The sequence below is a fragment of the Microbacterium oryzae genome (genome assembly GCF_030406385.1).
Classification (GTDB): domain Bacteria; phylum Actinomycetota; class Actinomycetes; order Actinomycetales; family Microbacteriaceae; genus Microbacterium; species Microbacterium oryzae_A.
Map to the genome: position 1 here is coordinate 191025 of NZ_JAUEPM010000003.1, position 19153 is coordinate 210177.

Here is a 19153-nt window from a genome sequence, read left to right on the forward strand (position 1 = left end):
TCATCCTCACGCAACGGGCGAAACGGCCGCGGAAGTTATCCACAGCCGCCGCCGGCGGCTACGCGGGGCGGGCCCGGAGCATCCGCTGCGCCATCCGGACCAGCCCGCGCAGCGGCACGCCGACCACTCCGGCGAGCGTGCCCGACAGCGAGCGGTCGAGCGGCCCGAGCACCTGCTTCCGCTCCCACGCGTCGCGGAGGGCCCCTCCCCGCCGGTCCCACGGCGCGCGCGACGGCAGCACGCCGGCCCGCCGCAGCGCCACGAGCTCGGCGAGCACCTTCCGCCAGTCGTCGTCGCCTGCCGAGTGCAGGTAGTTGTCGACCCGCCACCGCGGGTCCGCGTGCCGGAACCGCCGCGCGATCACGTCGTCCTCGTCGCCGAGGAGGCCGCTGCCGGCGAAGACCAGGTTGATCATCTCGGCCGACACCCCGAAGGTGTCGAGCGCCAGCACGGGGATCTCCCGCGCGACGGCCTCGATCGCCGCCGTCGAGCTCACCGTCAGCAGCCCCTCGGCCTCATCGAGCGCGTCGGCCATCGGCGCGGTGGAGAGCACGAGGTTCGGCGGCAGCGGCCCGAGCGCCGCGAGCAGCTCGGGGTACGCGTCGGTCTCGTCGTGCGTCTGCCTCTCCCCTGCCACTGCGCGCAGCTTCACGACCACGCGGCGCTCGGGATGGGCCGCGGCGGCCCGCACGAGGAGGCGCGCGACGCGCTCGCGATCGGCACGCTCTCGCGGTACGACGGCCTGGGCGGCGAAGACGAGGTCGGTGCCCCCGGGTCGGCCCGGCTCCACCCGCTCCTGCAGGAACGGCAGCGTCGCCAGGGCGAAGCGCTGCGTCACCCCGTCGCCGTGCTCCGCGGCGAGCGCGGCGAACTCCCGCCGCTCCCGGTGCGAGTGCAGCACGAGCAGGTCGCACTGCGCGCGGTAGACGAGCGCCTTGCGGGTGGCGGGGATGGCGATGCCGGGCAGTCCCGAGACGATCACCGGCCGCGGGTGAAGCTCCGCCGCGGCCCGTGCGAGCACGCGCACGACCGGGCCGCGCGCGGCGAGGAGGACGGCGTCGGGCGGATCGGCTCGCAGGTGCGCGAGCAGGCCCGCGAGGTTCGTCCGCGTCACAGCCTCCTCGGGCACACCGCTGCCGCGGAGCGCCGCTCGCTGCTGAGCGGGGCTCGCCACCAGCGGCGTCTCCAGCACGGCGAGCTCTGGCCGCCATCCGTCGGCCGCGCCGAGGGTCGCCGCCGCCCACTTCACATACGAATCGGAGTCCGCGACGGCGACGAGGCGCGGGCGAAGCGCCTGCGTCACGCCGTGATGCGGCGCAGCTTCGCCATCGGCGCGAGCTCGCCCTCGTACACGCGCTTCACGCCGTCGCCGAGCGCCGCCTCGATGACGCGGATGTCGCGCACGAGGTGCTGCAGCCCCGCGGGCTCAAGGGAGGCGGCGTGGTCGGAGCCCCACATCGTGCGGTCGAGCGTGATGTGCCGCTCGACGGCCACCGCTCCGAGGGCGACGGCGGCCAGCGACACCTGCAGGCCCCGCTCGTGCCCCGAGTAGCCGACGGGCACGCCGGGGTACCGGTCGCGAAGCGCCGGGATCATGCGGAGGTTCGCCTCCTCCGGCTCCATCGGGTACGTCGAGGTCGCATGCAGGAGGAGCAGGCGGTCGGTGCCGAGCACCTCGATGGCGGCGTCGATCTGCTCGGTCGTCGACATGCCGGTGGAGAGGATGACCGTCTTGCCCGTGTCGCGGAGCGCGCGGAGCAGCCCGTGGTCGGTGAGGCACGCGGAGGCGACCTTCTGGGCGGCGACGCCGAGGTCCTCGAGGAACGCCACGCTCGGCTCATCCCACGGGGAGGCGAACCACTGCAGTCCGCGCAGCACGGCGTGGTCGGAGACCTCGATGTACTGGTCGCGGTCGAACTCCACCCGTCGGCGGTAGTCGAGGTACGTCATGGTGCCCCACGGCGTCTCCCGCGGGATGTCGCGCATGTGCTCGGGCGTGGCGAGCTCGGGTGTGCGCTTCTGGAACTTCACGGCCTGGGCGCCCGCGTCGGCGGCGACGTCGATGAGCCGCTTGGCGAGCTCGACGTCGCCGTTGTGGTTCAGGCCGATCTCGGCGATGACGTAGGCCGGCCGGCCTCCGCCGATCACCCGGTCTCCGATGCTGACGGTCATGTGGGCTCCTTCTCGGGGGTTCGGGGGGATGGCCGGAGCGCGCGTGCGCGCAGCACGCGGTCGGCGAGATTGCGGACGGCCCCGGCGCCGCCCGGACGGTCCACCACGACCCGGGCCGCGGCGAGGACGAGGGGGTGCGCGTCGCGGACGGCCACCGGCCATCCGACGATCTCCAGGCAGCCGAGATCGTTGACGTCGTTGCCGAGGTACGCGACCCGCGAGAGCGGGATGCCGGCGGCTTCGGTCCACTCCCGGAGCGCGGCGGCCTTGCGGCGGCGCCCCTGGATCACATCGACGCGCAGCTTGCGGGCGCGGGCGGCGACGACGGGGTTCGTCTCGGTCGACAGGATGAGCACCGGGATGCCCGCGTCCCGCAGCAGGGACACGCCCATGCCGTCGGACCGGCTCACGGTCACGGCCTCCGCGCCGGACTGCGACACGATGACGCTGTCATCGGTGTGCACCCCGTCGAAATCGGTCACCACCGCGTCGACGTCGATCGGCACCGCGAGGTCGACGAGCGGCGCGAGGGCGCGCGCGGCTTCCAGCTCGGCCTCGGTGTCGATCTCGATCGCGGTGCGCTCGGGCACGGCGGCCACCTCGGTGCGGCCGAAGAAGCGGTGCCCGGCCGAGCGGAAGCCCGCGGCGTCGAGCACGTAGAAGGCGCCGGTCTCCCGGTAGTGCGGTGCGCGGTCCTGCCGGCGGGGACGGTGCGCGGCGTCGTGGGCGACCGCGACGGCCGCACCGCCGCCGTCCGTCGCCCAGAGGAACTCGTACGTCTCGACCGCGGAGAAGACGACGTCGCTCTCACCCCCGCGCACCCGGTCGATCGCGGCCTCGAGCGGCGCGACGGGGATGAAGGGCGACGTCGCCTGCAGGAACACGACCACGCCGACCTCGACGCCATCCGCAGCGAGCACGTCGAGAGCGTGCAGGAGGGCGCTCTCCGACGACGCGGTGTCGCCGGCGATCTCGGCGGGGCGGCGGATGGCCTCCGCTCCCCACTCGCGCGCCACGCCGGCGATCTCGTCGTCATCTGTGCTCACCACGACGCGATCGATGGACGGGCACCGCCGGGCGGCGTCGATCGCGCGCGCGACGAGGGGCACCCCGCCCACGCGCCGCAGGTTCTTGCGAAGGACGCCCTTCGACCCTCCCCGCGCCGGAACGATCGCGACGACCTCGCTCACGTGAGGCTCCCCACCGCGCGCTGCCGCGGCGGCGTCGTGCGCAGGCGCGCCCCGGTGCCCGCGAGAACCAGCGGCAGCGTCGTCTGCGTGCTCGACGGCAGCGTGAAGATGTCTCGCAGGCCCCGCACTCCGGCGAGCACGAGCTCGACGGGGAGGTGCGTCTGCCGGACCTCCACCATGCCGACCTCGGAGACCGCGCGCAGCTGCTCGGGGGTCTCCCGGCGATGCGGCAGGTACACGACGGGCCCGTCCACCGCGGTCGCCCGCACCCACCGCAGGTAGTCCAGCGTCGACATCCGCCCGTCGACGGGGCGGGCGCTCCCGAGGACGACGCGCGGCCCGAGGGGCGCACCGGCCCGCGCGGTCGACCGGGTCCATCCGAAGTCGTGACGCCCCACCTCGACGCCCCAGTCGTCCAGCGTCGCGGTGCGGGCGCCGAGATCAAAGGCCGTGAAGAACGACACCCGCCCCTGAAGAGCGCGTCGCAGCACGATCTCGAGGGCCGCCGGCGCGGTCGCCCGCGTGAGCCCGCGCTCCTCGACGTGCGGCCGAGCATAGGGGCGGCGGCCGAGCACCGTGTCGGCGAACGGCAGCACGTGGGCCCCGTCGTCGAGGAAGGTGATGCGAGACGGGCGCAGGACCGCGGCTGCCAGGCGGAACTGGCCGGAGAAGCCGTCGCCCACCAGCCAGTGCCGGTGCTGCGCGAGCAGGCGCCACGGGATGCCGAGGTACGGCTCCATGGCACCGAGCGGGGCGCCCCGCCGGCGCAGCTCCGTCGCGGTCTCGGGGATCTGATCGGTGAGCCGGCATGCGACGGGAACGGTCGTCCGGTGAGCGGCGGCCCATTCCGCCGCGCCCACGAGCTGCAGCGGGGACTCCACCCATGCGAGGACGTCGTCGCGAGCCATCTCATCTCCTGTCGCTCGTGTGTCCACGCTCGGCGCGATGGATGAACGCGCGTCGGTCCGCAGGCGGCGGGCGCGCGTCCGGCGGGTGAACGATGCGTGCGGCCGGATGCGCTACCCCGAGGACGGCGAATGCGCAATGCCCTGTCTGCTGACGGGATCGGGATGCGTTACTGGGGCCACGTAAGCGAGCTCGAAAGGAACACAGCAATGAGGACTCCACCGAACTCTCCGGGCGCCGGCCGCGACGGCGGCGACCCGAACGCGAACCAGCCAGACCGCGTCGTCGACGAGCAGGGCCGCACCTGGGTGCGCGAGGGCGGCACGCCCTCCACCCCCGCGTCCCGCGAGCCAGACGGCACCCACGGCTCCTACATCGGGCACGACGGAGACGCCGGCTATGGCAGCGATGAGCCGACGCAGGCCTACGATGTGCGCTCAGCGCACGACGAGGGCAGCCGCGACGATCAGGGCGACCGCTCCGGTCGGCGCGACCGCGACCGCAGCGGGACCGCCGCGGTCGCCGCGGGCGGCGGGGCCGCCGCGCAGGGGTCGAGCGACTCCGACCGCGACTCGAGCCGAGGCGCTGACGCGGCAGCGGGCGGAGGCGCCGCGGGGGTCGCGACGACGGGCAAGCCGGCGCGCGAGGAGGTCGTCCGGCGCGAGAAGGAGGAGTTCGGCGGCATGAAGTTCGGCTCCGCCTTCTTCGGATGGCTGTGCGCGATGGGGATGACCGTCCTCCTCACCGCGCTGGTCGCCGGAGCCGGCGCAGCGCTCGGTCTCGGCGCGGACGTCGACCCGGCGCAGGCGGCTGACGAGGCGACGCAGAACGCCGACACCATCGGAATCGCCGGCGCGATCGCCGTGGCCGTCATCCTGCTCATCTCGTACTACGCGGGTGGCTACGTCGCGGGTCGCATGGCTCGGTTCAGCGGCGTGAAGCAGGGCATCGCGGTCTGGCTGTGGGCGATCATCGTGGCGGTCATCATCGCGATCATCACGGCCATCGCCGGTGCCCAGTGGAACATCCTCGCCAACGTGAACACCTTCCCCCGCCTGCCGTTCAGCGAGGGGGAGCTGACCACCGCCGGGATCATCACCGCGGTGGTCGCGCTGCTCGTCAGCCTGGTCGGCGCGATCCTCGGCGGCATCGTCGGCATGCGCTATCACCGCAAGGTCGACCGCGTCGGCTTCGGCGCCTGACGCCATCACGACGGAATCGGGCCCCTCGCTTCGCGCGAGGGGCCCGATTCCGTGCGCGGCAGGTCAGCGCTCGACGACCACGTGCTCGTTCGGCACGACGTGGGTCATCGTGAGCCCCGTGACATCGCGCGGGCCGTTGGCGCCGAGGTTCGCCAGGCGCTGCAGCTCCTCCTCCGCGAGCGTCTGGCTCTGCAGCGGCTCGAGGTGCTTGACGTCCTCGACCGAGATGCCGAGGCCCTCGCCCACGCGGAGGCCGAGCTCGTCGTCGACCATGAGGAAGTGCCACACCATGCGCTCCTGCACGGCGCGCGCGGCCTGCCCGATGAGCGTGACGAAGTTGAGGACGAGGTCGTCCTTCTCCCACTGCTCGAGCAGCTGGTAGCGCTGCCCCGCCTGCGTGTAGTCGTTCGTGCGCGGGATGCGCTTGCGCGTCACACGACCCCTGATCTCCGGCCCCTGCTCGTCGTGCGTCGGGTACTGCGCTTCGCGGAGCCCGCCGGTGATCGAGGGCTCGTAGTTCACGTGCGGGTTCTGACCCTCTCCGAGATCCACCCCGTACGACATCTGACCGCCGCGCTGATTGGTCGCCACGCGGGCGTTGCGGGGCGCGTTCACCGGCAGCTGCAGATAGTTCGGACCCACGCGGTAGCGCTGGGTGTCGGAGTACGAGAACGTCCGCCCGACGAGCATCTTGTCGTCGGAGAAGTCCAGGCCGTCCACGAGCACGCCGGTGCCGAACGAGATCTGCTCGTTCTCGTCGTGGTGGTCGGAGACGTTGCTCGTGAGCGTCATCGTGCCGACGAGCTTCGGCTCGAACTCGTTCTCCGGCCACACCTTCGTGTCGTCGAGCGGGTCGAAGTCCAGCTCGGGGTGCTCGTCGTCGCTCATGAGCTGCACGTACAGGTCCCACTGCGGGTGGTCGCCGCGCTCGATCGCCTCGTAGAGGTCCTTCGAGGCGTGCCCGAGGTCATCCGCCTGGATGTTGGCGGCATCGGCGGCGGTGAGGCTCGCGACTCCCGCCCGCGGGATCCAGTGGTACTTCACGAGCTGGGTCTCGCCGTCGGCGTTCACCCACTTGTAGGTGTTGACGCCGAACCCCTGCATCGTCCGGTAGTTCGCGGGGATGCCGCGCGGGCTGAACAGGTTGACCAGCATGTGCATGGCCTCGGGCGTCTGCGACATGAAGTCGAAGATGCGCGCAGGCTCCTGCCGGAACGTCACGGGATCGGGCTTCAGCGAGTGGATGACGTCGGGGAACTTGATCGCGTCGCGGATGAAGAACACCGCGAGGTTGTTGCCCACGAGGTCCCAGTTGCCGTCCTCGGTGTAGAACTTCACCGCGAAGCCGCGGGGATCGCGCGCCGCCTCCGACGAGTCGCGCCCGCCGATGACGGTCGAGAAGCGGATGGCCACATCGGTCTTCTTGCCGGCCTCGGAGAAGAGCTTCGCGCGGGTGTACTTCTCGATGGGCTCGTCGCCCCAGCGGCCGGTCGCCTCGAAGTGGCCGAAGGCGACGGCGCCGCGCGCGTGCACGACCCGCTCGGGGATGCGCTCCCGGTCGAAGTGGCTGATCTTCTCGAGGAACTGGTAGTTCTCGAGGGTGGCGGGGCCCCGGGCTCCGACGGTGCGCTGGTTCTGGTTGTCGTAGACGGGATGGCCCTGGCGATTGGTGAGGACCGGACGGTTCTCTTCGCTCGGCTCCGGGCCCTGGGATGCGACATCGGTCATGGAAAACCCTCTCGTGGCGTGGTCGGGGTACGCCCACACGCTAGGGGTCACGCGGGGCCCCGTCGAGGGTCTCGGGGAAACTGGCCACGAGGTCGACTCCCGGCTATCCTCCTCATCTGCCGCTTCCTCAGCCGGCTCTGCCACGCTGGGCGGGTGATCAACGACGCCGGTCTCGCGTTCCTCTCCGAGCGCCACCTCGCGACCCTCTCCACCCTCGGCCGCGACGGCCGCGTCCACGCCGTGCCGGTGGGCATGACCTACCGCGACGGCGTCGTGCGCGTCATCGGCTCCGGCGGCACGCAGAAGTTCGTCAATGCCGCGCGTGCGGGGCGGGCGACGGTGAGCACGGTCGACGGCGCGCGGTGGCTGAGCTTCGAGGGAGCTGCCCGGGTGCGCGACGACCCCGACGCCGTCGCCCTCGCCGTGGCGATGTACGCCGAGCGATACCGGCAGCCGCGCGAGAACCCGCGCCGCGTGGTGCTCGAGATCGCCGTGGACCGGGTGCTGGGCTCCCCCGCTCTCCGAAGCTGACCCCGCTTTCGACCGGGATCCCGGGCCGTAGACTGAGACGACCCGCGGGAGTGGTGAAACTGGCAGACACGCAGGATTTAGGTTCCTGTGCCTCCGGGCGTGGGGGTTCGATTCCCCCCTTCCGCACAGGACGCGATCCCCGTCGCGACCGTTTCCTGACTACCGGAGCATCGTGCACCACATCGCTCTCATCCCCTGGCTCGATCCGCAGGCGGTCATCGAGGCCGCCGGCCCCTGGGCGCTGCTCGTCGTGTGCTTCATCGTCTTCGCGGAGACCGGCCTGCTCGTCGGGTTCCTCCTTCCCGGCGATACGCTGCTGCTGATCGCCGGCCTGCTCACGCACACCGTGAACGTGTTCGGGCTGAACATCTGGGCCGTCAGCGGCCTCATCGCCCTGGCCGCCTTCCTCGGCGGCGAGGTCGGATACCTCATCGGGCACAAGGGCGGCCCCGCCGTGTTCGAACGGCGCGAGTCCGGGCTGTTCAGCCGACGCAACGTGGAGCGCACGAACGCCTTCTTCGAGCGGTTCGGCGGTCTCACCGTGGTGCTCGCGCGCTTCGTGCCGATCGTGCGCACCTTCGCGCCCATCGCCGCCGGCGTCGGTCATATGCCCTGGAAGCGATACTCGCTTTACAACCTCATCGGCGCCGTGCTGTGGGGCTTCGGTCTGACGATGTTCGGATACCTCATCGCGTACATCCCGGGCGTCCGCGACATCGTGACGGAATACATCGACTACATCCTGCTCGCCGCGGTCGCGGGCACCGCGCTCATCGTGCTCTGGCACTACCTGCAGGAGCGCCGCCACGCGCACGACGACCACCAGGCCGGCGAAGACCGCGGCGAGCGCGAGCAGACGAACCTCGTGCTCGATCGCGACGTGTTCGACCGCGCGCCCGACTTCGACGGAGATGGCAAGCCCGGCTTCTGACTGCCGGATGGCCGGGCGCGCGCGTTCGGGAGGAGAAGTGCGGCGGGGAGGAGCGATCTAGGTTCGCCACCCTCCCCGATGTGCGTCTCCTCCCGAACGGCGCGCACGGGCCCGCCGCTCAGGACGCCTTCTTCGAGCGCTTCTTCGGCTTCGTCTCCTTCTCCTCCGCGTCCGCGTCATCCGCGGCGTCATCGGACTTCTTCCCGCTGCGGGCCGCCCGCGAGCGCTCCACGCTCGCACGCAGGGCCTCCATGAGGTCGATGACCTCGCCGCCCTTCTCCTCGTCGGCGCCGAAGGTGACCTCGGTGTCGACCGCGTCGCCCTTCTCGAGCTTCGCCTGGATGAGCGTGCGCAGCTCCTGCTGGTACTCGTCGACGAACGCCTCGGGATCGAAGTCCGACGAGTAGCTCTCCACGAGGCTCGCCGAGAGCTCGAGCTCCTTGTCGCTGATCTTCACCGGGTCTTCGAGCGACGGGAAGTCCGCTGCCCGCACCTCGTCGGCCCACAGCAGCGTCTGCAGCATGAGGACGCCCTTCCGCACCCGCAGCGCCGCCAGCCGGGTCTTCTGCCGCAGCGAGAACCGCACGATGGCGGTGCGGTCCGAACGCTCGAGCGTCTCGCGCAGCAGCGCGTACGACTTCGGCGAGGCGGAGTCGGGCTCGAGGAAGTACGCGCGGTCGAACGTGATCGGGTCGACCTGATCGGTCGGCACGAACTCCACGACCTCGATCTCTCGGCTGCGCTCCGATGGCAGGGACTTCAGGTCGTCGTCGGTGAGGACGACCGTCCGGTCGCCGTCGTCGTACGCCCGGTCGATGTCGCGGTAGGCGACGACCTCGCCGCACACCTCGCAGCGGCGCTGGTAGCGGATGCGCCCGCCGTCGGCGGCATGCACCTGGTGCAGCGAGACGTCGTGGTCCTCCGTCGCGGCGTACACCTTCACCGGCACGTTGACGAGGCCGAAGGTGAGCGCGCCCTTCCAGATCGATCTCATGCGCCCAGTGAACCGCTCCCGGACCCGGTCGGCCAGGGCTTGACGCGCGCGCCCGCGTCGCGCTTAGCCTGGGGCATGCCCGCCGCCCAGCAGACCGTCGAGGTGGCGGGGCGACGCCTGCGGGTGTCGAACCTCGAGCGGGTGATGTACCCGGAGACCGGCACGACGAAGGCCGACGTCATCGCGTACTACACCCGCATCGCGCCGCTGCTTCTGCCGCACGTGGTGGGGCGCCCGGTGACGCGCAAGCGCTGGGTGGAGGGGGTGGGCACGGCGGACGCGCCGGAGGAGTCGTTCTTCGCCAAGGCCCTGGAACCCGGCGCCCCGTCCTGGGTGCCGCGCCGGGCCATCCCCCACAGCACGGGCCCGAAGGACTACCCGCTCGTCGAGGAGGTCGCCTCGCTCGTGTACCTCGCGCAGGTCGCGAGCCTCGAGCTGCACGTGCCGCAGTGGCGCTTCACGGCGGCGGGCGAGCCGGGGCCCGCCGATCGCCTCGTGCTCGACCTCGATCCCGGCCCCGGCACGGGCCTGCCGCAATGCGCGGAGGTCGCGCGGCTCATCCGCCCGATCCTGGCGGGGATGGGCCTCGAGGCGCACCCCGTGACGAGCGGCAGCAAGGGCGTCCACCTCTACGCCGCCCTCCCCCAGCCGATGCCGTCCGACAGCGCCTCCGCGCTCGCGCACGAGCTCGCCCGCGCGCTCGAAGCTGACCACCCCGACCTCGTCGTGAGCGCGATGCGGAAGGACCTCCGCGCGGGACGCGTGTTCGTCGACTGGAGCCAGAACAACGGCCGGAAGACGACGGTCGCGCCGTATTCGCTGCGCGGGCGCTCCCGCCCCTGGGTCGCCGCCCCTCGCACCTGGGCCGAGCTCGACGACCCGGAGCTGCGCCACCTCGAGCTCGAGGAGGTGCTGGCGAGGGCCGAGTCGCTCGGCGATCCCCTGGCCGAGGTCGACGCTCCTCCCGCCGAGCACGGCCCGCTGCGGTCGTACATCGCCAAGCGCACCGCGGGCCGCACCCCCGAGCCGGTGCCGGAGACCCCCCATGCCGACGCGCAGACGGGTGACCTGCCGCGCTTCGTCGTGCACGAGCACCACGCGTCCCGCCTCCACTGGGACCTGCGCCTCGAGCGAGACGGCGTGCTCGCCAGCTGGGCGGTGCCGAAGGGCATCCCGGAGACCCCGGACCGCAACCATCTCGCGGTGCGGACGGAGGACCATCCGCTCGCGTACTTCGACTTCCACGGGACGATCCCGAAGGGCGAGTACGGCGCCGGCACCATGACCATCTGGGACACCGGCACCTACGAGACCGAGAAGTGGCGCGATCGAGAGGTGATCGTCACGCTCCGCGGACGGGAGGACGGCCCGCTTCACGAGGTGCGGATCGCCCTCATCCGCACGCAGGGCGAGGGCGAGAAGGCGTCGTGGCTCCTGCACCGCACGAAGCGGCAGCCGGGCGAGCCGGCGGAGCAGGATGAGGTCCAGCCGTCCGCGCCGCCGCAGCGCCCCGCGCCCATGCTCGCCGTCCACGGCACGCCGGGCCTCGCGCGCACGCTGTCCGACCCGCCGTGGGCCGAGTTCAAATGGGATGGCGTGCGCGCCCTCGCCGAGTGGCGCTCGGGCGCCCTGCGCCTGTTCGCGCGCTCCGGCACCGAGATCACGCATCGCTACCCGGAGCTGTCCGGGCCCGCCCGCACCCACGTCGACGGCTGGGACGCGCTGCTCGACGGCGAGATCGTCGCGCTCGACGAGCAGGGCAGGCCGAGCTTCTCCCTCCTGCAGAACCGGATGCACCTCGAGCGCGCTGACGACATCGCCCGCGAGCGAGCCCGCGTTCCGGCGCTGCTGTACCTGTTCGACATCCTGCGCCTCGACGGCCGCGACCTCACCGGCCTGCCGCTCGAGGAGCGTCGCGCCATCCTGGAGCGCGTCACGGCGACGGCCGGCCCCGCCGTGATCGTGCCGCCCGTGCTCGACGACGTCGACCTCGCGCTCGACGTCGCGCAGGAGCACGGCCTCGAGGGCGTCGTGGCGAAGCGGCGCTCCTCGCCCTACCGCGCCGGCACCCGCAGCGAGGACTGGCTGAAGCTCAAGCTCACCCGCATGCAGGAGGCCGTCATCGGCGGCTTCCGGCGCGGTCGCGGCGCCCGTTCGGACTCGTTCGCCTCGCTGCTGCTCGGCATCCCCGAGGCGGATGGCCTGAGGTACGTCGGAAGGGTCGGCAGCGGCTTCTCCGAGCGGGAGCTGCACCGGATCCGCGAGGTGCTCGCACCTCTGCGCGCGGACGAGTCGCCGTTCCTCGATGTGCCCCGCGAGGACGCCGCCGACGCGACCTGGGTGTCGCCCGCCCTGGTCGGCGAGGTGGAGTTCGCCGAGTGGACGCGCAGTGGAAACCTGCGGCAGGCACGCTGGCGCGGCCTGCGGCCCGACAAGAGGCCGGAGGACGTCCGGCTGGAAGCGTGACACGGGCACGCGCCGCGGGGCGATACTCTTGGCGCTTGTGTGCCAGCGAGAGGAGCTACACGATGGCAGCACTTCATGACGCCCTGAATCCCGTATTCGACGAGGTCATCCAGCGCAACCCCGGCGAAGCCGAGTTCCACCAGGCAGTGCGCGAGGTTCTCGAGAGCCTCGGCCCTGTGCTCGCCAAACGTCCCGAGTACGTCGACGCGGAGATCATCCGTCGGCTGTGCGAGCCGGAGCGGCAGATCATCTTCCGCGTGCCGTGGACGGACGACGCGGGCCGCGTGCAGCTGAACCGCGGCTTCCGAGTCGAGTTCAACTCCGCTCTCGGACCGTACAAGGGCGGCCTGCGCTTCCACCCGTCGGTCTACCTGGGCATCGTGAAGTTCCTCGGATTCGAGCAGATCTTCAAGAACGCGCTCACCGGCATGCCCATCGGCGGCGGCAAGGGCGGGTCGGACTTCGACCCCAAGGGCCGTTCCGACGCCGAGGTCATGCGCTTCTGCCAGTCGTTCATGACCGAGCTGCACCGTCACATCGGCGAGCACACCGACGTGCCCGCGGGCGACATCGGCGTGGGAGGCCGCGAGATCGGCTACCTGTTCGGCCAGTACCGCCGCATCACCAACCGCCACGAGTCGGGCGTGCTCACCGGCAAGGGCCTCACCTGGGGCGGCTCGCAGGTGCGCACGGAGTCCACCGGCTACGGCACGGTGTTCTTCGTGAAGGAGGCGCTGGCCGCGCGCGGCCAGGACCTCGAGGGCAAGCGGGTCGTCATCTCGGGCTCGGGCAACGTCGCGATCTACGCGACGGAGAAGGCGCAGGCGCTCGGCGCCCACGTCGTCGCGTGCTCCGACTCCAGCGGCTACATCGTCGACGAAGCCGGCATCGACCTCGATCTCCTCAAGGAGATCAAGAACGGGCACCGCGGCCGCGTGTCGGACTACGCGGACCGGCGCGGCAGCGCGCTCTTCGTGCCCGGCGGCTCCATCTGGGACGTCCCCAGCGACATCGCCCTCCCCTGCGCCACGCAGAACGAGCTCGACGCCGACGCGGCGGCGGAGCTCGTCAGCCACGGCACGCTCATCGTCGCCGAGGGCGCGAACATGCCGACCACGCCGGACGCCGCGCGCGTGCTGCGCGAGGGCGGCGTGATCTTCGCCCCGGGCAAGGCCGTGAACGCCGGCGGCGTCGCGACCAGTGCCCTCGAGATGCAGCAGAACGCCTCGCGCGACTCCTGGTCGTTCGAGCACACCGAGCAGCGTCTCTCCGAGATCATGAGCGCGATCCACCAGCGGTGCCTCGATACCGCCGACGAGTACGGCACCCCCGGCGACTACGTCGCGGGCGCCAACATCGCCGGCTTCACGCAGGTCGCCGATGCCATGCTGGCGCAGGGCGTCATCTGAGCGATCCGGGCACCGGACGGGCAGCGGTAGCGCTGGCCGACCGGTGCCCGTGGTCGGCACCGAAGGAGCACGCGTGAGTCTGGAGAGCCTGCTCGGCATCGCCCATCCCATCGTCCTCGCCCCGTTCGGCGGCGTGTCGTCGGTGGCGCTCACCGCGGCCGTCAGCGACGCGGGCGGGCTCGGCTCGTACGGGCTGTACGGCTACGCGCCGGACCGCATCCGCGACACGGTGGCGGCGCTGCGCGCGGCGACCGCGCGACCGATCGCGGTGAACCTGTGGCTGCCACGGGGCGACGAGGTGCGCCCGGGCGAGGTCGGCCTCGCCGATGCGATCGCGCCCATCCGCTCGTTCTTCGACGAGCTCGGCGTCCCGGTCCCCGAGCTGCCCGAGGCGTTTCTTCCCGATTTCGAGGACCAGCTCGACGCCGTCGTCGCGGCGCGACCCGACGCGCTGAGCGTCGTCTTCGGCGTGCCGGCGGGCGACCATCTCGAGCGACTGCACGCGGCCGGCATCCGGGTCCTCGGCACCGCCACGACGGTCGACGAGGCCCGCGCGCTGGCGGCCGGCGGCGTCGACGCGGTCGTCGCAACGGGAGCCGAGGCGGGCGGGCACCGGGTCTCCTGGCTGCGGCCCGCCGAGGAGTCGCTGATCGGCGGGCTCGCGCTCATCCCTCAGGTCGTCGACGCGGTCGGCGTGCCGGTGATCGCCGCGGGCGGCATCGCCGACCGGCGGGGCGTCGCCGCCGCTCGCGCGCTGGGCGCATCGGGGGTGCAGGTGGGCACGGCGTTCCTCCGCACGACGCTGTCGGCGGCCCCGCCCTCGCACCGCGCGGCGATCGCCACGGCCGACGCGACGGTGCTCACGCGCGCGATGAGCGGCCGCCTCGCCCGCGGCATCCCCAACCGCGCGGTCCGCGCGATCGAGGCGGCCGATGCCATCGCGCCCTTCCCCGCGCAGAACTGGCTCACCGGCCGGTTCCGCGCGGCGGCCGCCGTGCAGGACCGCGGCGACCTGCTGTCGCTGTGGGCCGGGCAGGCCGCGCGACTCACCCGGCACGACGACGTCGACGCCGTCTTCGCGGAGCTCCTCGCCGGCTGGCGCTGACGTCAGGCGTGCCGGCCGTCGTCGCGGTCGGCGTGCCCGGCCTCCTCGATCTGGAAGGTCGAGTGCGCGACGTCGAAGTGGTCTGCGAGGCACTCCTGCAGGTCACGGAGCACGGCGGCGCTGCGTCCCTCCGCCACGACATCGGGCGAGACCACCACGTGCGCGGTGAAGACGGGCGCCCCGCGCGTGAGCTGCCACACGTGCACGTCGTGGACGTCGGCGACGCCGGAGGCCGCCAGCAGATGCGAGCGGATGGCCGCGACGCTCGTCCCCGCGGGTGCGGACTCCGACAGCACCCCGATGACCTCCCGCAGGAGGACGACCGCGCGCGGCACGATGAGCACGGCGATGGCGAGCGAGGCGATCGCGTCCGCCGGCGCCCAGCCCGTCACGAGGATGACGAGGGCCGCCGCGATCACGAGCACCGACCCCACGAGGTCGCCGAGCACCTCCAGGTAGGCGCCGCGCACGTTCAGACTGTGTCGCTGGGCGGCGCTGAGCAGCCAGAGCGAGATCGCGTTCGCGACGAGGCCGACGAGCGCTACCACGACCATCCAGCCGCCCTCGACCTCGTAGGCGTCGGGTCGCAGCAGGCGACGGACGCCCTCGACGGCCACCGAGACGCTGAGCACGATGAGGATGACGGCGTTCACGAGGGCGCCGAGGACCTCGGCACGACGGTAGCCGTACGTCCGCCGGTCGTCGGCCGGGCGCGCGGCGACCGCGCTCGCGATGAGGGCGACCACGAGCGCCACCGCGTCGGTCAGCATGTGCACGGCATCGGCGAGCAGCGCGAGCGACCCCGAGACGAGGGCGCCGACGAGCTGAACGAGGAAGACCGCGGCCGTCAGCGACAGCGAGATCGCCAGCAGGCGCCTGCTGTCGGCGCCGCGGATGCCCGGGGCGTGATCGTGCATGCCTCCAGGCTAGGCGTGCGAGCGCCTCAGAGGGCGGCGAGCAGCGGCCCGAGCTGGGTGAACGCGCGCGCTCGGTGGGAGGCGGCGTTCTTCTCCTCCGCCGTCCACTCGGCGACGGTCCGCTCCTCCTCGCCCTGGCCATCCGGGACGAACACGGGGTCGTAGCCGAAGCCGCCCGCGCCGCGTGGCTCGAGCGCGATGCGCCCGGGCCAGACGCCCTCGACGACGTGCTCGGCGCCCTCGGGGGTCACGAGCGCGATCACCGACGTGTAGTGACCGCCGCGATGGGGATCGGCGATGTCGGAGATCTGGTCGAGGAGCAGCGCGAGGTTGGCCGCGTCGTCCTTCGCATGGCCCGCCCAGTACGCGGAGAACACGCCGGGCGAGCCGCCGAGCACGTCGACGCAGACGCCGGAGTCGTCGGCCATCGCGGGCAGACCCGTGTGGGCGGCCGCGGCTCGCGCCTTGATCAGGGCGTTCTCGGCGAAGGTGGTGCCGTCTTCAACCGGCTCGGGCCCGTCGTACGAGACGACCTCGAAGTCGGGGCGCGTGCGGGCGACGATCCCCTGGAACTCCGCGACCTTGTGGGCGTTGTGCGTGGCGAGGACGATGCGCTGCACCATCACGCCTCCTGACCGAGGGCCGCGAGCTGATGGTCGCGCAGGGCGGCGCAGCCGTTCACACCCAGTTCGAGCAGCGCGTCGAGCTCGCGCTTGTCGAACGGCGCGCGCTCGGCGGTGCCCTGCACCTCGACGAAGAGTCCGCGGCCGGTGACGACCACGTTCATGTCGGTCTCCGCGCGGGAGTCCTCCACGTAGGGCAGGTCGAGCATGGGCACGCCGTCGATGATGCCGACGGAGACCGCGGCGACGGAGTCGATGAGCACGCGGGACTTCTGCCCGACGAACTTGCGCTGCCGGCCCCATTCGATGGCGTCGGCGAGTGCCACGTAGGCGCCGGTGATCGCGGCGGTGCGGGTGCCGCCGTCGGCCTGCAGCACGTCGCAGTCGATGACGATCGTGTTCTCGCCGAGGGCCTTCGTGTCGACGACGGCGCGCAGGGCGCGGCCGATGAGGCGCGAGATCTCGTGCGTGCGCCCGCCGATCTTGCCCTTCACGCTCTCACGCTGGTTGCGGTCGTTGGTCGCGCGCGGGAGCATCGCGTACTCGGCCGTGACCCAGCCCTTGCCCTGACCGGTCAGCCAGCGCGGCACGCCGTTCGTGAACGACGCCGTGCAGAGCACCTTGGTGCCGCCGAAGCTGATGAGGGCGGAGCCCTCGGCCTGGCTGCTCCAGCCGCGCTCGATCGTGATGGGGCGGAGCTGGTCGGGGGTGCGGCCGTCGGCGCGCTGCGTCATGGTGTCTTCTTCTCTCATCGGGGGAGGTCGATCGCGCCGGTGCGGACGAGGCGCACGTCGCGCACCTCGCGGCCCAGCAGGCGGTTGGCGAGGGTGGTGAAGGTCGCGGTGTCGGCACCGGTGGCCTCGTACGTGTGCGCAGGCTCGGCGCCCCGGTCGGCGAGGAGGCCGTTCGAGAGGAGCTGGCGGTAGACGTCCTTCGCGGTCTCGGAGTCGCTGGAGACGAGCGAGACGCCCTCGCCCATCAGGTAGCTGATCGCGCCCTTGAGGAAGGGGTAGTGCGTGCAGCCGAGCACGAGCGTGTCGACGTCGGCGGCCTGCAGCGGAGCGAGGTACTCCTCCGCCACCGCGAGGAGCTCCGGGGAATCGGTGACGCCAGCTTCGACGAACTCCACGAAGCGCGGGCACGCCGCCGTGAACACCTCGATGCCGGGGTTCACCCCGAGCATGTCCTGATAGACACCGGAGCCGATCGTCCCCTCCGTGCCGATCACGCCGATGCGGCCGTTGCGGGTCGCAGCGATCGCGGTGCGGACCGCGGGGCCGATGACCTCGACGACCGGCACGTCGTAGCGCTCCCGGGCATCGCGCAGCATGGCGGCAGAGGCCGTGTTGCAGGCGATGACGAGCATCTTCACGCCCTGCTCGACGAGGGTGTCGAGCACCTCGAGCGAGTAGCGGCGGACATCGGCGATCGGCTTCGGTCCGTACGGCGAGTGCAGCGTGTCGCCGACGTAGACGAGCGACTCACGAGGCAGCTGGTCGCTGATCGCCCGCGCCACGGTGAGCCCGCCGACGCCCGAGTCGAAGATCCCGATCGGCGCGTTGTTCACGATGTCCCAGCGTACCGGTCGGGCGGAGGGGCGCGCCCGCGCCGGTAGGCTGACCGCCATGAGCGCCTCCACGGCCCTGATGACGGACCGCTACGAACTGACCATGCTCGACGCCGCGCTGCGCGACGGCACCGCCGATCGCCGCTGCGTGTTCGAGCTGTTCGCCCGCCGCCTCTCGGGAGGTCGCCGCTTCGGCGTCGTCGCCGGCACCGGACGCCTCCTCGCGCTGCTGCGGGACTTCCGTTTCGGCGACGACGAGCTGCGCTTCCTGCGCGACGAGAAGGTCGTCAGTCCCGAGACCATCCGTCACCTCGAGACCTACCGCTTCCGCGGCACGATCACCGGCTACCGCGAGGGCGAGCTGTACTTCCCCGGCTCCCCCATCCTCACCATCGAGGGCTCCTTCGCCGACGCCGTCATCCTCGAGACGCTCGCGCTCAGTGTCATGAATCACGACGCTGCGGTCGCCACGGCCGCCGCGCGCATGAGCATCGCCGCGGGCGACCGGCCTCTCGCCGAGATGGGCTCGCGCCGCGCGGCCGAGCACTCCGCCGTCGCGGCCGCCCGCGCGGCGTACATCGCGGGGTTCCATGCGACCAGCAACCTCGAGGCCGGCCGGATCTGGGGCCTGCCGACGATGGGCACAGCCGCCCACGCCTGGACCCTTCTGCACGACAGCGAGGAAGACGCCTTCCGCTCGCAGGTCGCCGCGCTCGGACCGGGCACCGCCCTGCTCGTGGACACCTACGACACCCGCCGCGGCGTCGAGCTCGCCGTGCAGGTCGCCGGCACCGGCCTCGGTGGCGTGCGCATCGACTCCGGCGATCTGCCCATCGTGGCGGGCGAGGTGCGTGCGCAGCTGGACGAGCTGGGGGCGACCGAGACGCGCATCACCGTCACGAGCGACCTCGACGAGTACGCCATCGCGGCCCTTGCCGCCTCTCCCGTCGACGCGTACGGCGTCGGCACGTCGGTCGTCACCGGCTCGGGCTACCCGACGGCGGGCATGGTCTACAAGCTCGTCGCGCGTCAGGGCGCGGATGGCGGATGGGTGTCGGTCGCGAAGAAGGCGGAGGGCAAGGGCTCGCAGGGCGGCCGCAAGCGGGCCTTCCGCCGCCTGGAGAACGGCGTCGCGGTGGACGAGTACGTGGAGATCGCCGACGGCTTCGAGGAGCTGCCCGCCGCCGACGACGTCGCGGACGGCCGCGCCCTGCAGGTCACGCTCGTCGACCACGGCGAGACCGACGTCTCCTGCGAAGGCCCCGCGGGCGTGCAGGCCGCGCGAGCGCATCACCTCGCCGTGCGCGAGGAGCTGCCCGTCCGCGCGCTCGCCCTCAGCAAGTCCGATCCGGCCATCCCCACCGTCTACGCCGACGCGGGCGACCGCTGACACGGAGGAAGCCGCCGGCGTC

17 protein-coding genes and 1 tRNA gene are annotated in these 19153 nt (G+C 72.2%); 8 read left to right on the top strand and 10 right to left on the bottom strand.

What is annotated here, in order from left to right; translation table 11 throughout:
- Positions 1 to 58 precede the first annotated feature (58 nt).
- The 4 genes from QWJ90_RS06950 to QWJ90_RS06965 are packed head-to-tail and all read right to left on the bottom strand — an operon-like array spanning position 59 to position 4270.
- On the bottom strand, positions 59 to 1303 hold the full coding sequence (locus tag QWJ90_RS06950; RefSeq protein WP_290106964.1) for a DUF6716 putative glycosyltransferase: 1245 nt from the start codon (positions 1301 to 1303) through the stop codon (positions 59 to 61).
- Positions 1300 to 2172: an N-acetylneuraminate synthase family protein gene (locus tag QWJ90_RS06955; RefSeq protein WP_290106965.1), complete on the bottom strand. Its 873-nt coding sequence runs from the start codon at positions 2170 to 2172 to the stop codon at positions 1300 to 1302. The genes QWJ90_RS06950 and QWJ90_RS06955 overlap by 4 nt, the downstream gene beginning before the upstream one ends.
- Positions 2169 to 3362 carry an acylneuraminate cytidylyltransferase gene (locus tag QWJ90_RS06960; RefSeq protein ID WP_290106966.1) on the bottom strand — a complete coding sequence of 398 codons (1194 nt, stop codon included), beginning with the start codon at positions 3360 to 3362 and terminating at the stop codon, positions 2169 to 2171. The genes QWJ90_RS06955 and QWJ90_RS06960 overlap by 4 nt, the downstream gene beginning before the upstream one ends.
- Positions 3359 to 4270 (bottom strand): hypothetical protein, encoded by a 912-nt coding sequence (locus QWJ90_RS06965; RefSeq protein ID WP_290106967.1) that lies wholly within the window; start codon positions 4268 to 4270, stop codon positions 3359 to 3361. The genes QWJ90_RS06960 and QWJ90_RS06965 overlap by 4 nt, the downstream gene beginning before the upstream one ends.
- 207 nt (positions 4271 to 4477) lie before the next feature.
- On the opposite strand from QWJ90_RS06965, the gene QWJ90_RS06970 reads away from it, so the two are divergent.
- Complete coding sequence (locus QWJ90_RS06970) at positions 4478 to 5470, top strand: hypothetical protein (RefSeq protein ID WP_290106968.1); 993 nt, start codon at positions 4478 to 4480, stop codon at positions 5468 to 5470.
- Positions 5471 to 5533: 63 nt separating this feature from the next.
- Here QWJ90_RS06970 and QWJ90_RS06975 read toward each other — a convergent pair whose 3' ends face one another.
- Positions 5534 to 7198 (bottom strand): catalase, encoded by a 1665-nt coding sequence (locus QWJ90_RS06975; RefSeq protein ID WP_290106969.1) that lies wholly within the window; start codon positions 7196 to 7198, stop codon positions 5534 to 5536.
- A 153-nt stretch (positions 7199 to 7351) separates the two neighbouring features.
- Here QWJ90_RS06975 and QWJ90_RS06980 point away from each other — a divergent pair, with 153 nt between their 5' ends.
- The 3 genes from QWJ90_RS06980 to QWJ90_RS06990 all read left to right on the top strand — a co-directional run bounded on the left by QWJ90_RS06980 (position 7352) and on the right by QWJ90_RS06990 (position 8660).
- Positions 7352 to 7729 carry a PPOX class F420-dependent oxidoreductase gene (locus QWJ90_RS06980; RefSeq protein ID WP_290106970.1) on the top strand — a complete coding sequence of 126 codons (378 nt, stop codon included), beginning with the start codon at positions 7352 to 7354 and terminating at the stop codon, positions 7727 to 7729.
- A gap of 44 nt (positions 7730 to 7773) precedes the next feature.
- A tRNA-Leu gene (locus tag QWJ90_RS06985) sits at positions 7774 to 7855 on the top strand.
- A gap of 46 nt (positions 7856 to 7901) precedes the next feature.
- Positions 7902 to 8660: a DedA family protein gene (locus tag QWJ90_RS06990; protein WP_290106971.1), complete on the top strand. Its 759-nt coding sequence runs from the start codon at positions 7902 to 7904 to the stop codon at positions 8658 to 8660.
- Between the two features lie 118 nt (positions 8661 to 8778).
- On the opposite strand, the gene QWJ90_RS06995 is transcribed toward QWJ90_RS06990, so the two are convergent.
- The gene (locus QWJ90_RS06995) at positions 8779 to 9654 is read right to left on the bottom strand and encodes a Ku protein (protein ID WP_290106972.1); all 876 of its coding nucleotides are present in this window, start codon (positions 9652 to 9654) and stop codon (positions 8779 to 8781) included.
- A 75-nt stretch (positions 9655 to 9729) separates the two neighbouring features.
- On the opposite strand from QWJ90_RS06995, the gene QWJ90_RS07000 reads away from it, so the two are divergent.
- The 3 genes from QWJ90_RS07000 to QWJ90_RS07010 all read left to right on the top strand — a co-directional run bounded on the left by QWJ90_RS07000 (position 9730) and on the right by QWJ90_RS07010 (position 14634).
- Positions 9730 to 12120 (top strand): ATP-dependent DNA ligase, encoded by a 2391-nt coding sequence (locus QWJ90_RS07000; protein WP_290106973.1) that lies wholly within the window; start codon positions 9730 to 9732, stop codon positions 12118 to 12120.
- A 62-nt stretch (positions 12121 to 12182) separates the two neighbouring features.
- Positions 12183 to 13529: an NADP-specific glutamate dehydrogenase gene (gene gdhA, locus QWJ90_RS07005; RefSeq protein ID WP_290106974.1), complete on the top strand. Its 1347-nt coding sequence runs from the start codon at positions 12183 to 12185 to the stop codon at positions 13527 to 13529.
- Between the two features lie 79 nt (positions 13530 to 13608).
- Positions 13609 to 14634, top strand: coding sequence for an NAD(P)H-dependent flavin oxidoreductase (locus tag QWJ90_RS07010; RefSeq protein ID WP_290107085.1), 1026 nt, complete (start codon positions 13609 to 13611; stop codon positions 14632 to 14634).
- A 2-nt stretch (positions 14635 to 14636) separates the two neighbouring features.
- Here QWJ90_RS07010 and QWJ90_RS07015 read toward each other — a convergent pair whose 3' ends face one another.
- The 4 genes from QWJ90_RS07015 to murI are packed head-to-tail and all read right to left on the bottom strand — an operon-like array spanning position 14637 to position 17741.
- Positions 14637 to 15551, bottom strand: a complete 915-nt coding sequence (locus QWJ90_RS07015) for a cation diffusion facilitator family transporter (RefSeq protein WP_290106975.1) — start codon at positions 15549 to 15551, stop codon at positions 14637 to 14639.
- Positions 15552 to 15577: 26 nt separating this feature from the next.
- The gene (gene rdgB, locus QWJ90_RS07020; RefSeq protein ID WP_290106976.1) at positions 15578 to 16174 is read right to left on the bottom strand and encodes an RdgB/HAM1 family non-canonical purine NTP pyrophosphatase; all 597 of its coding nucleotides are present in this window, start codon (positions 16172 to 16174) and stop codon (positions 15578 to 15580) included.
- Complete coding sequence (gene rph, locus QWJ90_RS07025; protein ID WP_290106977.1) at positions 16174 to 16908, bottom strand: ribonuclease PH; 735 nt, start codon at positions 16906 to 16908, stop codon at positions 16174 to 16176. Before rph ends, rdgB begins: the two co-directional genes overlap by 1 nt.
- 14 nt (positions 16909 to 16922) lie before the next feature.
- Positions 16923 to 17741 carry a glutamate racemase gene (murI, locus tag QWJ90_RS07030; RefSeq protein WP_290106978.1) on the bottom strand — a complete coding sequence of 273 codons (819 nt, stop codon included), beginning with the start codon at positions 17739 to 17741 and terminating at the stop codon, positions 16923 to 16925.
- A 58-nt stretch (positions 17742 to 17799) separates the two neighbouring features.
- Between murI and QWJ90_RS07035 the strand changes: the two genes are divergently transcribed.
- Positions 17800 to 19131: a nicotinate phosphoribosyltransferase gene (locus QWJ90_RS07035; RefSeq protein ID WP_290106980.1), complete on the top strand. Its 1332-nt coding sequence runs from the start codon at positions 17800 to 17802 to the stop codon at positions 19129 to 19131.
- Positions 19132 to 19153 lie beyond the last annotated feature (22 nt).

Bases quoted from the DNA above. Each gene is read 5' to 3' on its own strand.
- QWJ90_RS07035 (WP_290106980.1), top strand. From the start codon at position 17,800: ATGAGCGCCTCCACGGCCCTGATGACGGACCGCTACGAACTGACCATG.
- rdgB (WP_290106976.1), bottom strand. From the start codon at position 16,174: ATGGTGCAGCGCATCGTCCTCGCCACGCACAACGCCCACAAGGTCGCG.
- QWJ90_RS06970 (WP_290106968.1), top strand. From the start codon at position 4,478: ATGAGGACTCCACCGAACTCTCCGGGCGCCGGCCGCGACGGCGGCGAC.
- QWJ90_RS06975 (WP_290106969.1), bottom strand. From the start codon at position 7,198: ATGACCGATGTCGCATCCCAGGGCCCGGAGCCGAGCGAAGAGAACCGT.
- QWJ90_RS06995 (WP_290106972.1), bottom strand. From the start codon at position 9,654: ATGAGATCGATCTGGAAGGGCGCGCTCACCTTCGGCCTCGTCAACGTG.
- QWJ90_RS07015 (WP_290106975.1), bottom strand. From the start codon at position 15,551: ATGCACGATCACGCCCCGGGCATCCGCGGCGCCGACAGCAGGCGCCTG.
- QWJ90_RS06965 (WP_290106967.1), bottom strand. From the start codon at position 4,270: ATGGCTCGCGACGACGTCCTCGCATGGGTGGAGTCCCCGCTGCAGCTC.
- rph (WP_290106977.1), bottom strand. From the start codon at position 16,908: ATGACGCAGCGCGCCGACGGCCGCACCCCCGACCAGCTCCGCCCCATC.
- QWJ90_RS07000 (WP_290106973.1), top strand. From the start codon at position 9,730: ATGCCCGCCGCCCAGCAGACCGTCGAGGTGGCGGGGCGACGCCTGCGG.
- gdhA (WP_290106974.1), top strand. From the start codon at position 12,183: ATGGCAGCACTTCATGACGCCCTGAATCCCGTATTCGACGAGGTCATC.
- QWJ90_RS06955 (WP_290106965.1), bottom strand. From the start codon at position 2,172: ATGACCGTCAGCATCGGAGACCGGGTGATCGGCGGAGGCCGGCCGGCC.